Origin of the sequence: Methanobrevibacter sp. (genome assembly GCF_017468685.1) — an archaeon.
Lineage (GTDB): Archaea > Methanobacteriota > Methanobacteria > Methanobacteriales > Methanobacteriaceae > Methanocatella.
Map to the genome: position 1 here is coordinate 25,962 of NZ_JAFUHT010000030.1, position 12,465 is coordinate 38,426.

Below are 12,465 nucleotides of genomic sequence, written 5' to 3' on the forward strand. Positions count from 1 at the left end.
GTTATATGACTGCTCAACAGAAGATTACAGACTCACCAATTGATTTTGCAGAAGACATAATCGGGGATGTTAAAAATTCAAGAGATGACGGAGTTCTGAAGTGCGTTCAGTGTGGAATGTGCACATCAACATGTCCTGCTGCAAGACACTCTGATTATAATCCTCGTGAAATAATCGAAAGAGTACTGGATGGTGATGTATCCATCATTGAAGATGACAATATCTGGAACTGTTTTTACTGTTATACCTGTCACAGTGTATGTCCTGTTGGAAACAGCGTATGTGAAGTCAACCAGATATTAAAGCAGTTTGCAATAGCTCACAATATTGGTTTTGATAAGTTATATGAATACATGGGATTTGCAGACTCATACTTCACAGCGGCAATTGGAGCAATACCTGAAATATTCTTTGAAGACATTGACCGAGACGTGCCGGGATGGTGGGATTTCAGACAGAATCTGGATGAAATCCGTGACGAATTGGAACTTGACCCACCTTTGATGCCTCCTGAGGATGTTATTGATGAGGTCAGTAAAATATTGACAATCACCGGTTTTAAATCAAAAATCGAAAGAATAAGAGCTTCACAGGAGGATGAATCATGAAAAATGTTCCAGATAATGATTTGCTTTTGTTTAGAAGCTGTCTTGTGAGCGTTGAATATCCTGGTGTTGAAGCATCAACAAAATATGTATTTGAAAAACTGGGAATTGATTATGCAATTTCAGACAAACAGACATGCTGCACAGGACTTGGCCATTACTCAGATGTGTTCTCACAGTTGGATACAACAGCCATCGGAGCACGTAACTTCCGTCTTGCACGTGAAATGGGAAGGCCTAATCTGGTTATGATGTGTGCAACATGCTATGCAATAAACAAGAAATCAGTTAAACTGTTAAATAAAAAGGATGATTTGAGATGCAAAATCAATCAGCTGTTTGATGAGAACGGTTTAAGTCATCTGAAATATGAAAAGGATGACCTCAAACCGACTGAAAACATTTTCCATGTTGTGGATATATTATACGGTAAAAAGGATGAGATTAAAAATCATATCAAATATGATTTAAGTGAATACAAGATAGCAACTCACCATGGATGCCATTACTGCAAGGTGCATTATGAAGATACAATTGGTGGTGTAAGAGATCCGAATATCATTGATGAGCTGATTGAGGAATGTGGCTGTGAAACTATCGGATGGTATGACCATAAAAGGGCAACCTGCGGAACAGGATTCAGACAAAGATATTCAAATCCTGAGCTGTCTTTTACAGCAACAGCTGATAAAATGAATGCAATAGCTGATGAGGATGTTGATATTCTTGTTCATTTATGTCCGAACTGCCATATACAGTTTGACAGGTATCAACACTTAATAAGTAAAAGAGAGGGTAGGAATTTCAGAGCAATACATTTGAATATTGCTCAGTTCATTGCACTTGCAATGGGTGGTGACTTTGATAGGGTAATAGGTGTTAAGGCACATACAACTCCAATTGATTCTGTAATTAAGGATTTAAAGGAGGTTGAAAAATGAGAGATGATTTGAAAGTTGGCGTGTTTTTATGTGAATGTGGAGGAAATATTTCGGATATTGTTGATGTGGATAAGGTCCGTGAAGAGTTGGATGTTGAATTTGTTGGGCAGTTCGAGAACCTGTGCTCACTTAATGGGCGTAAAATAATTCGTGATGCAATTTTTGACCATGATTTGGATAGGGTAGTTGTGGCTGCCTGCTCGCCGATTTCACATGAAAAAACATTTCAGGATTATGTAAAACCTCTAAACCCTTACCTGATGGATATGGCAAATATCCGTGAGCAATGCTCATGGGTGCATGACAATACTGATAAGGCTACTCATAAGGCAATTACATTAATCAACGCTTCAATTGAAAAGGTAAAGCAGTCTGATGCTGTGAATCCAATTTACTGTCAGACACCAGATGAAGTGGCTGTGATTGGTGGAGGAATAGCTGGAATGAATGCGGCATTGTCTCTTGCAAAGCAGGGAACAAAAGTGACTCTTATTGAACAGTCTCCTTCAATCGGAGGGCACATGGCAAAAATAGGTAAGGTTTTTTCACCTGTTAAGATTGCTGAAGAGTGTGGAATGTGTCTTTTAAACCCTATATTGAATGAACTTGTTTGGAATGAAAACATTGAAGTTTTAACTAATACTAAAGTCATTGAAGCAGAAAGGAGAGCCGGAACATATAATTTAATATTGGAAAAGTCTCCAAGATATGTTGATACTGAAAAATGTATAGCCTGCGGCAAATGTGCGGAAGTATGTGAAGTTGAAGTTCCAAATGACTGGAATGACAATCTTTCAATGCGTAAGGCAATTTACAGACCATTCGGACAATCCTATCCTGAAGCATATGTTATTGATATGGATAACTGTTCAAAATGTGGGGACTGTTTTAGAGCATGCAGCATGAGAGCCATTAAATTAAGGGGTAAAAGTGAAAAATTCCCTCTTCAAGTTGGTTCTGTTGTTGTTGCTACGGGTCATAAATTATTTGATATGGAAAAACGTCCGGAATACGGTTATACAAGATATGATGATGTAATAACACAATCAGAATTAGGCCGTATTACTGGAGTTAATGGTCCAACTAAAGGTAAGCTTTTAAAATCTAATGGTGAAGTGCCTAAAAGGGTTGTTATGATTCAATGTGTGGGGTCACGTGATGAAAAGCCTGACGGTCACAGGTACTGTTCCAAAATATGCTGTACCGTTGCACTCAAAAATGCCAATATCATCAAGCATAAATATCCTGATACTGATGTCTTGATATGCTATACTGATGTACGTACGCCTGGAATGTTTGAAAAATACTATAAGCACACTCAGGAAAATGAAGTAAGATTCCTTCGCGGAAGACCGGGTGAAGTAGTTAAAAAAGGAGATAACTTTATAGTTAGAACCGAAGATACTTTAAAAGGGGAATTTATTGAAATTGAAGCAGACATGGTAGTGTTGTCTACTGCTATGGAGCCGTCAGAGGGTACTAAGGAAATTGCAGATATTTTAAATGTTGGTACTACTGAAGATGGATTCATTAAGGAATCACATCCTAAAATCAAGCCTGTGGCAACTGATGTTCAGGGTATATTTGTTTGCGGTACTGCTCATGAGCCTAAAGACATTACTGATTCAATCATGCAGGCAACAGCTGCTGCATCAAAAGTGAATGAGTATAATTATGGTGGTGTTGAAATAGAACCGTTTATCGCAGAAATTGATCATGATAAATGCAGTTTATGTGGTGAATGTATTAGCCGATGTAAATATAAATCAATGAGTATTCAGGATGATCAAATATATATTGATCCTATGAGCTGTACAGGTTGTGGAAAATGTTTGGTTGGTTGTAATCAGAGGGCTATTACTGTTAATGGTAATATTGATGAGAAGATTATGGCCACTATTAAAGGAGCATTATCTAAAAAACAGCCTAATCAGCGTATGATATTGGTTTTCCTTGATAATATTGGTTATACTGCAGCGGATAATATTGGGGTCAACAGATTATCCTATCCTGAATCCATTCATATTATTAAGGTAATTTCTGTGAATCGTGTAAGGCCGAAACATATTCGTTATGCATTGGATAATGGTGCTGATGGAGTGTTTATCGGAGAGTTCCCAGGTGATTTAATGTATGATGAGGTGGAACGTAAAGTTCAAAGAGTTAAGGACAGGATTGCAGAGATGGGTGAAAATCCTGACAGGGTTACTTTTTCAAAAGTTTATATTCCTTACTTCTCAGGTCTTGCTCGTAAATTTAATGATTTTGATTTAAAAATTAAAGAATTGGATGAAATCGAATCTTAATTCTTTAATTATTTTTTTAATTAAATTTTTTTTGTTAATTAAATTAACAATTGTTATAAATGTTTATTTTTTCTATTTACAAAATTTAACATTGTATAATTAAAATTTAACTAATTATATTTATTTATTATTAAATATTGTTAAAATTAAAATATCTATTATTTTTTGTAATTTTTTTTAAACAATTTTTTGAATTTATCAATACTTTTAAATATATTGAAAACAAGATTATGTCTAGCACACCAAAAACTTTATTGAATAATGGAGGTTGATTTAATGTCATCTTTAGATTACACTTCTAAAATATTAAATCAAATTTTCACTGAAAAAAACTTTTCAATAAATACACAAAGATTATATCATAGATGCGTAGATAATTTTGAAGAAAAAACACAGGCAAAACTAGGTGAATTAATAACTATTTCACTTGTTGAAGGAAATAACAATGTTGATTGGACAAATACTACATTATTCACTAATCTAATTTGCTATAAAAAATATATTGATGAAATCTATAAAAATCAATCAGATATATATTTAAATCCAATACTTGCTATCTTTGAATATTTCGGTATTGAAATTCCAGCTTTAACTGACTCATCATTATACTCATATGAGTTTTTAGTTGAAAATCAAAGATATAGTGAAGTCATTGAAGAAAAAATTAATTTGGATTCAAAACCAGTTGCAATTAAATTAATAGATTCAGAAGATGAGATTCCTGAAGATGTTAAATTGATTGATGAGAAAATCAGACATTGTGAAATGGTTAGAAAGGCATCACTTGGAGAAAAATTTTACTCTACCTTAAAAGAACAGTTATGTCTTGGTGGAGCTGGCGCAATAGGTCTTCGTGATATGCCTGAAATGCTTGCAAGTGGGGAAAAATATTATTCACTCGGCAGATTTAAAGATAAGGATACAGCAAAAGATTTAACATCTGAACTTTCTATTGTTGAGGATAAACATTGGGGAATAATTTATGCCCCATTAGATAAAGCTAATTTTGAACCGGATGTAATTGAAATTATAACTGAACCTGTCGGCGGAATGAAATTGGCTCAAAGTATTGTTTATTTCACTGGTGATAAAATTGAATCATCATTTGCAGGAATTCAATCCTTATGTGGTGATGCATTTGCTGAACCATATGTTGAAAAGAATGTTAATTTCACATTAGGATGTGACGGATCTAGAAAAGCTGCTGATATAAAAGATGATGAAATGACTGTAGGTATTAGTAAAGAAAAAATTGATGATGTTATTCTAGGTTTGGAATCCATTTAATTTTTATTTATTAATTTATTTTCAGTTAGATTAGTTTTTAGAAATATTATAGCCGTTATTTTTTTAAAATTAATTATAACGGCCTTATATATTAGTTAAAAAATTAAATTTAATAAATATTTAAATACTAGAAAATTGTAATTCATTTTAAGGAAAAATATAACTATTGTGATAAAAATATATTAAAAATCAAAAAATCAGACTCCTCTTAAATCATCGTAAAATCAAAAAGAAGGTGAAAATAATATCTATTTGATAAAATCGGGCTAAAAAATAAGATGAAAATTTTTTCATCAACTATGAAACACAAAAATCGGGCAAAAGTTTCTAGTTATGATATTACATTTCTTAAGACTATTGTGGAAGTCTTCGAGGAGAACAACTGTATTTTACAGAAAAAGAGATAAAAGAAGGTATGTAAATTGAGTAATTATAGAACTATTGACCAAATCAATCAAAAGATTGAAAATGGTGATGCAAACATCTACACTGCAAATGAGTTCAAAAAGCTCATTAAAAAAGGAGATGCACCAAGTTTTGATGAAGTGGATGTAGTTACAACCGGAACTTGCGGAGTAATGAGCGGTACAGCTGCTATCCTAAACTTTATTGTTTCAGGGCCTGGTGAATTTATAAGGGCAGAAGAAGTATATCTGAATGGTGTTCCAGCACATGCAGGACCATGTCCGAATGAATGGTTAGGAGCTATTGATGTAATACTTCATGGAACAACCCATTCAATAGATGATCATAATTATGGAGGAGGATTTGTTTTAAAAGAACTCCTTGAAGGAAATCCTATTGATGTAAGAATTGAGAGTGTCGAGGGTAAAACCATAGAAAATACCATTACAATTGATGATATTGGAAGAGGTCAAATTGTAGGAACCCGTATGGCATTCAAAAACTACACTGCATTTGTAAACACCTATAATGAACCAATAAGTTCAATATTTTCAGCAATACCATTGGATGGAAACTGTTCAGGTTTAACATTTTCAGGTTGTGGAGCATTAAATCCATTACAAAATGATATTCCGCATAATGTGATAAAAACCGGTACAAGATTCTTATTTAACGGAGCTGAAGGTTATATTTTAGGTGATGGTACAAGATCAAGTGCTGAAAAACCAAACTTGATGCTGACTGCAGACTACAAACAAATGGATCCGTTTTATCTTGGTGGTTATAAAACCGGTCAAGGTGGAGAAGTTTATGATACTGTAGCAATTCCAATTCCAGTATTAAATGAGGAAATTTATAATAATTTACTTATAACAGATGAAGATGTCAAATTACCATTAGCTGAGATAAAAGGACGTCACTTGCCATTAGGTGAAACAAACTACAAAGAAATGTGGGACGGATATGATTTAAGACCTAAATTTGACAAATCAAAATGTCACACATGTAACAACTGTACCATTCAGGAAATATGTCCAACTAATGCATTTAAAAATAAACAAATTAACCTTGAACAATGTTTCGGTTGCGGATTATGTGCCAATTACTGTGCATATGATGCATTTGACATGAATGTTGGAGATGTTGATTTAAAAATAAAAGGTGAAGACATAAATGTTCCAATTGTCTGCAGACAATCTGATAGATTAAGAGGAAATAAACTATCAAAACAATTAAAAGACTTAATTGAAACACAGGAATTCACTTTATAATAGGGTGTGGTTTAAATGACTACTCAACAAAAATTATCAGATTCACCTAATGACTTTTTAGATGATATAATAAAAAATGTGAAAAACACTAAAGATGATGGTGTTTTAAAATGTGTCCAATGTGGATTATGCACATCAACCTGTCCGGCAGCACGTCACTCTGAATACAATCCTCGTGAAATAATTGAAAGAGTATTGGAAGGTGATGAAACAATAATGGAAGAGGATTATTTATGGAATTGTTTTTATTGTTACACCTGCCATAGTGTATGCCCAGTGGGAAATAGTGTATGTGAAGTAAATCAAATTTTAAAACAGTTTGCAATTAATCGTGGTATTGGTTGGGATAAACTATATGAATACTTAGGATTTGCAGATAGTTATTTTGATGCAGCTATTGGTGCAATTCCAGAAATCTTTTTTGATGACATTGCAAAAGATGTTCCAGGTTGGGAAGAAATAAGATTTGATAAATTAGATGAAAATAGGGAAAAATTAAATCTTTATCCTCCATTAATGCCTCCGGAAGATGTGATTGATGAAGTGAGTTTAATACTTACAATTACAGGATTTAAGGAAAGAATGGAAAAAATTAGAAAATCACAAGAAGCAGAGGTGAAAGAATGAAAAATATTCCGGATAAAAATCTCCTCTTATTTAGAAGTTGTCTTGTAAGTGTTGAATATCCAGGCATTGAATCTTCAACAAAATATGTATTTGAAAAACTGGGAATTGACTATGGAATTTCTGAAAAACAAACTTGCTGTACTGGATTAGGACATTATTCAGATGTTTTCGATCAAGTTTCAACATCAGCAATAGGAGCACGTAATTTCAAAGTGGCACAGAATCTTGGAAGACCTAATCTTGTAATGATGTGTGCAACATGTTATGCAATTAATAAAAAATCCGTAAAATTACTTAATAATAAAGATGATTTACGTGAACACATTAATGAATTATTTGAAGAAAATGGTTTAGAACATTTAAAATATGAGAAAAATGATTTAACACCTACAGAAAATATTTTCCATTTTGTAGATATTTTGTATGGCAAAAAGGATGAAATTAAAAATCATATCAAATATGATTTAAGTGAATATAAGATTGCAACTCACCATGGCTGTCATTACTGTAAAGTACATTATGAAGACACAATTGCAGGTGTAAGGGATCCGAATATTATAGATGAACTTATAGAGGCATGCGGTTGTAAAACTATAGGATGGTATGATCACAAACGTGCTTCATGCGGTACTGGTTTTAGACAAAGATATTCAAATCCTGATTTGTCATTTACAGCAACTGCAGATAAAATGAATTCTCTTAAAGATGAGGATGTTGAAATATTAGTCCATTTATGTCCTAATTGTCATATACAATTTGACAGGTATCAGCCTTTAATCTCTGAAAGAGAAGGTAGAGAATTTAAAGCTATACATTTAAACATTTCTCAATTCATTGCTATAGCAATGGGTGCAGATTGGGAAAGCGTTGTAGGTGTACAGGCACACACTTCTAAAATAGATTCTGTAATAAAAGAATTAAAGGAGGTTGAATCATGACTGATAATTTAAAAATTGGAGTATTTCTATGTGAATGCGGTGGAAATATTTCTGATATTGTCGACCTTGATGAAGTTCGAAAAGCTTTGAATGTGGAAGTTATTGAACAATTTGAAAACCTCTGTTCTTTAAATGGACGTAAACTCATACGTGATGCAATTATTGAACGTCATTTGGATAGGGTTGTTGTAGCGGCTTGTTCACCAATTAGTCATGAAAGAACATTTCAGGATTATGTCAAACCATTAAACCCATACTTAATGGATATGGCTAATATTAGGGAACAATGTTCTTGGGTTCATGATGATAAAGAAAAAGCAACTAAAAAAGCAATTACATTAATTAAGGCATCTATTGAAAAAGTAAAACAATCCGATGAAGTTAATCCAATATATTGTCCAATTCCAGAAGATGTGGCAGTTATTGGTGGCGGAATTGCAGGAATGAATGCTGCATTATCATTGGCAAAACAAGGAAAAAAAGTAACTATAATTGAACAGTCTCCATCTCTTGGAGGATACATGGCTAAAATTGGTAAAGTATTTTCACCAGTTAAAATTGCTGAAGAATGTGGAATGTGTCTTTTAAATCCAATTTTAAATGATTTGGTATGGAATGACAATATAACTGTTTTAACTAATTCAAAAGTAGTTGAAGCAGACCGTCATGCAGGTACCTATAATTTAATTGTTGAAAAATCTCCAAGATTTGTTGATCCGGATAAATGTATTGCATGTGGAAAATGTGTTGACGTTTGTGATATTGAAGTTCCAGATGATTGGAATGAAGGATTATCTAAAAGAAAAGCAATTTATCGACCATTTGGACAGTCATATCCTGAAGCTTATGTTATTGATCCTGATGCATGTACTAAATGTGGGGACTGTAAACGTCAGTGTATGATGGATGCAATCACTTTAAAACAGAAACCTGTAAAATTCCCATTGCAAGTTGGTTCAATTATTGTTGCAACAGGTCATCAGTTAATAAATCCTGATAAAAGACCGGATTATTCATACTCAAGACATCCAGATATCATTACTCAAATGGAACTTGGACGTATTACTGGTGTAAATGGTCCAACAAAAGGAGAACTATTAAAATCTAATGGAGAAGTACCTAAAAGAGTTGTAATGATTCAATGTGTTGGTTCAAGAGATGAAAAACCTGATGGTCACAGATATTGTTCTAAAATTTGCTGCTCTGTTGCTTCAAAAAATGCGAATATTATTAAACATAAATACCCTGACACTGATGTTGTTGTATGTTATACGGATGTCAGAACTCCGGGAATGTTTGAAAAATATTACAAACACACTCAGGAAAACGGTGTAAGATTTTTAAGAGGCCGTCCTGGTGAAGTAGCAGTTAAGGGAGATGACTTAATAGTCCGTGTTGAAAATACAATTAAAGGTGAATTTGAAGAAATTGAAGCGGATATGGTTGTATTGTCAACAGCAATGGAACCGTCAGAAGGTACCAAGGAGATTGCAGAAATATTGAATATAGGAACAACAGAAGACCATTTCATTAAAGAGTCACATCCGAAAATTAAACCTGTAACAACAGATGTTCAGGGAGTATTTGTTTGTGGTACTGCACAGGATCCAAAAGATATTACAGATTCCATCATGCAGGCAACTTCCGCTGCATCTAAAGTTGCAGAATATAATTATGGCGGGGTTGAAATTGAACCATTTATTGCTGACATTGATCCTGAAAAATGTCAGTTATGTGGGGATTGTTTAGAAAAATGCAAATTCAAGGCATTAAGTATAGTTGATGCATATGTTGTTTTAGACCCTATGAGTTGTGATGGTTGTGGAAAATGTTTAACTGTCTGTCAACATGGTGCTATTAATATTAACGGTAATATTGATGAGAAGATTTCAGCAACCATTGATGGTATTTTATCTGAAAAACAGGAAGGTGAACGTACTATTCTAGTTTTCCTTGATACAATAGGTTATACTGCAGCAGATAATATTGGAGTTAACAGGATTTCATATCCTGAATCTATCCATATTATTAAAGTACATTCAGTCAATAGGATAAGGCCAAATCATATTAAGCATGCACTTGAAAATGGTGCTGATGGAGTATTCATTGGTGAATTCCCGGGTGACCTGATGTATGAGGAAGTTGAACGTAAAATCCAAAGGGTTAGAGAGGAAATAAGTGATTTTGGTGAAAATCCTGAAAGATTGGCATTTTCTAAAGTCTACATTCCGTACTTCGAAGGACTGGCCCGTAAATTGAATGATTTTGATGATAAGATTGCACAATTGGATGGGACTGAAAATTAAATTAGAACATGACTTTAAAGATTATTCAGTGTAAAACCAATTCCAAAGGTAATGCAACATTTAGATAAAAAAGGAACATATAATGCAGTACTTAATTATAATGGTACAAGTCTTTACAAAAATATGTTCAAAAAAAGTCAAAATTAAAGTAAGATAGTAAATACATACATCCTATGTGTATTTACTTTTTATATTTTTTTAATTATATTTGAAATATTCAATATTGCATTGATATTTTAACAGGTTATATTGTTAAGCTAATGAATTATTGATGAACTTTTTAAAATTATTTAACTTATATTCGGTTCATATTTTTTCCAGTATCTGCAATCCGAGGGGAGTGCATTTGTACAGTCTTCCCTTTCTGACTTCCTCATTAACACACAAAACAAGATTTTTCTTTTTCAAATCAATAAGTGCTGCTGATACCTGACTGGTTTTTAAATTGTTTTCACGTGCAATTTCTGATGGCATTTTCAATGTGTTTCCTATTGACTTTAAAGTGTTTGTCCTGTAAGGAGAAATTTTGACAAAACCTAAAATAAGAAAAAATTCTTTTTCATCCATATATTTAATTGATTAGTTAACAGATTAATCTTTATATATAAAATAAATAGTTTTAAATCTGTTTTTTAATAAGTTGTACATAATTAACAAACAAAATAATAAAAAAAGTGTGAAGTTCAATTATCTAATTGAACTCATAAATCTTTCTTTGATGGTGATTGGGTCAAGGTCAATTATCGGTGCTGTAGAATTGCCTGCTTCGGTTTTATAAACAATAAAACTTGCATCATCACTTTTGATAATGTCTTTTAAGTTAATGTTGTCAAAATAATGACTGTTTTTAAACCCTACACTTTTAGCAATTTCAACCAAATCAATCTTTTGTGCATAAGTGTCCTGGTTACCTGTGGAACCATAAGCGCCATTGTCAATTACAATCCATGTCAGATTGGACGGATTGTTTGCAAATACGGTTACAAGTGAACCCATGTTCATCAGAAGTGAACCGTCCCCATCAATTACCACAATATCCTCATGAGGTTTTGCAAGACTTAGTCCCAGACCTATTGATGAGGCAAGACCCATTGATCCAATCATGTAGAAGTTTTTGGAACGGTCTTCAATTTCATACAGTTCTCTTGACGGAAATCCTATATTGCAGATTACCAACTCTTCATCGATATATTCCATTATTTCATAAATCGCTTCATATCTTGCCATATTATCACCAATACTTAATCTCAAGCAATATGCTAACCGGTTTTCCTTCCTCTTCGGATAAATCCCATGACAGTCTTATGTCATCATATGCCGCTTCAGGTGTTGCAGGTTTGAAAAACTTAAAGTCCATTCCTTCAAGTATTCTTGTTGTGGATTCACCCATAGGAACCTGTCCACATATATTTTCACCTTCAGTACCTCTATGACTCATTATCATTATTAATGGAAATTCATACAATTCCATCAGGGATTTGAGAGCATTTATGGAGTTTCCAAGTCCTGAATTCTGCATTAGAATTGCTGTTCTTTTACCGCCAAGGTATGCTCCGGCACATATTCCGATTCCTTCCTCTTCACGTGTAACAGGAATGTGTGTTATTTCAGGGTCATCATCAATCATATTTAGTAATTTTGATAGGTTGACACATGGAACACTTACGATAAAGTCTATTTCTGCATCTTTAAGTCCATTATAAATAGCTTCACTACTATCCATATTATCACTTTTTTTGTTGATAATAATTTTATGTAAAAATTAGTATAAAAAGGTAT

Annotated in this window: 11 protein-coding genes; 8 read left to right on the forward strand and 3 right to left on the reverse strand. The window is 33.2% G+C overall.

Features of this window, described 5'->3' with window-relative positions:
• Window positions 1-5: 5 nt before the first annotated feature.
• The 8 genes from hdrC (IJ258_RS04005) (at window position 6) to hdrA (IJ258_RS04040) (ending at window position 10,686) form a co-directional block, all read left to right on the forward strand.
• Window positions 6-608, forward strand: coding sequence for a ferredoxin:CoB-CoM heterodisulfide reductase subunit HdrC (gene hdrC / locus IJ258_RS04005; protein WP_292803258.1), 603 nt, complete (start codon window positions 6-8; stop codon window positions 606-608).
• A complete protein-coding gene (gene hdrB, locus IJ258_RS04010; RefSeq protein WP_292803399.1) occupies window positions 602-1,546 on the forward strand; it encodes a ferredoxin:CoB-CoM heterodisulfide reductase subunit HdrB in 945 nt (314 codons plus the stop codon). Before hdrC (IJ258_RS04005) ends, hdrB (IJ258_RS04010) begins: the two co-directional genes overlap by 7 nt.
• Window positions 1,543-3,852: a ferredoxin:CoB-CoM heterodisulfide reductase subunit HdrA gene (hdrA, locus tag IJ258_RS04015; protein ID WP_292803261.1), complete on the forward strand. Its 2,310-nt coding sequence runs from the start codon at window positions 1,543-1,545 to the stop codon at window positions 3,850-3,852. The genes hdrB (IJ258_RS04010) and hdrA (IJ258_RS04015) overlap by 4 nt, the downstream gene beginning before the upstream one ends.
• A gap of 276 nt (window positions 3,853-4,128) precedes the next feature.
• Window positions 4,129-5,139: a DUF169 domain-containing protein gene (locus IJ258_RS04020; protein WP_292803264.1), complete on the forward strand. Its 1,011-nt coding sequence runs from the start codon at window positions 4,129-4,131 to the stop codon at window positions 5,137-5,139.
• A 422-nt stretch (window positions 5,140-5,561) separates the two neighbouring features.
• Window positions 5,562-6,815 carry a methanogenesis marker 16 metalloprotein gene (locus IJ258_RS04025; RefSeq protein ID WP_292803267.1) on the forward strand — a complete coding sequence of 418 codons (1,254 nt, stop codon included), beginning with the start codon at window positions 5,562-5,564 and terminating at the stop codon, window positions 6,813-6,815.
• A 15-nt stretch (window positions 6,816-6,830) separates the two neighbouring features.
• Window positions 6,831-7,442 (forward strand): ferredoxin:CoB-CoM heterodisulfide reductase subunit HdrC, encoded by a 612-nt coding sequence (hdrC, locus tag IJ258_RS04030; protein ID WP_292803270.1) that lies wholly within the window; start codon window positions 6,831-6,833, stop codon window positions 7,440-7,442.
• Window positions 7,439-8,380, forward strand: a complete 942-nt coding sequence (hdrB, locus tag IJ258_RS04035) for a ferredoxin:CoB-CoM heterodisulfide reductase subunit HdrB (RefSeq protein WP_292803273.1) — start codon at window positions 7,439-7,441, stop codon at window positions 8,378-8,380. The genes hdrC (IJ258_RS04030) and hdrB (IJ258_RS04035) overlap by 4 nt, the downstream gene beginning before the upstream one ends.
• Window positions 8,377-10,686, forward strand: coding sequence for a ferredoxin:CoB-CoM heterodisulfide reductase subunit HdrA (gene hdrA, locus IJ258_RS04040; protein WP_292803276.1), 2,310 nt, complete (start codon window positions 8,377-8,379; stop codon window positions 10,684-10,686). Before hdrB (IJ258_RS04035) ends, hdrA (IJ258_RS04040) begins: the two co-directional genes overlap by 4 nt.
• 306 nt (window positions 10,687-10,992) lie before the next feature.
• Here hdrA (IJ258_RS04040) and IJ258_RS04045 read toward each other — a convergent pair whose 3' ends face one another.
• The 3 genes from IJ258_RS04045 to comD all read right to left on the reverse strand — a co-directional run bounded on the left by IJ258_RS04045 (window position 10,993) and on the right by comD (window position 12,409).
• Entirely contained in the window at window positions 10,993-11,253 is a 261-nt protein-coding gene (locus IJ258_RS04045; RefSeq protein ID WP_292803279.1) for a MarR family transcriptional regulator, read from the reverse strand.
• Between the two features lie 120 nt (window positions 11,254-11,373).
• A complete protein-coding gene (gene comE, locus IJ258_RS04050) occupies window positions 11,374-11,913 on the reverse strand; it encodes a sulfopyruvate decarboxylase subunit beta (protein WP_292803282.1) in 540 nt (179 codons plus the stop codon).
• Window positions 11,914-11,917: 4 nt separating this feature from the next.
• Window positions 11,918-12,409: a sulfopyruvate decarboxylase subunit alpha gene (gene comD, locus IJ258_RS04055; RefSeq protein WP_292803285.1), complete on the reverse strand. Its 492-nt coding sequence runs from the start codon at window positions 12,407-12,409 to the stop codon at window positions 11,918-11,920.
• Between the last annotated feature and the right edge of the window lie 56 nt (window positions 12,410-12,465).

What these genes read in the sequence shown, in the direction of transcription:
- hdrC (WP_292803258.1), top strand. Translation starts at nt 6, where the DNA reads ATGACTGCTCAACAGAAGATTACAGACTCACCAATTGATTTTGCAGAA.
- hdrA (WP_292803261.1), top strand. Translation starts at nt 1,543, where the DNA reads ATGAGAGATGATTTGAAAGTTGGCGTGTTTTTATGTGAATGTGGAGGA.
- IJ258_RS04020 (WP_292803264.1), top strand. Translation starts at nt 4,129, where the DNA reads ATGTCATCTTTAGATTACACTTCTAAAATATTAAATCAAATTTTCACT.
- hdrC (WP_292803270.1), top strand. Translation starts at nt 6,831, where the DNA reads ATGACTACTCAACAAAAATTATCAGATTCACCTAATGACTTTTTAGAT.
- hdrB (WP_292803273.1), top strand. Translation starts at nt 7,439, where the DNA reads ATGAAAAATATTCCGGATAAAAATCTCCTCTTATTTAGAAGTTGTCTT.
- hdrA (WP_292803276.1), top strand. Translation starts at nt 8,377, where the DNA reads ATGACTGATAATTTAAAAATTGGAGTATTTCTATGTGAATGCGGTGGA.
- IJ258_RS04045 (WP_292803279.1), bottom strand. Translation starts at nt 11,253, where the DNA reads ATGGATGAAAAAGAATTTTTTCTTATTTTAGGTTTTGTCAAAATTTCT.
- comE (WP_292803282.1), bottom strand. Translation starts at nt 11,913, where the DNA reads ATGGCAAGATATGAAGCGATTTATGAAATAATGGAATATATCGATGAA.
- comD (WP_292803285.1), bottom strand. Translation starts at nt 12,409, where the DNA reads ATGGATAGTAGTGAAGCTATTTATAATGGACTTAAAGATGCAGAAATA.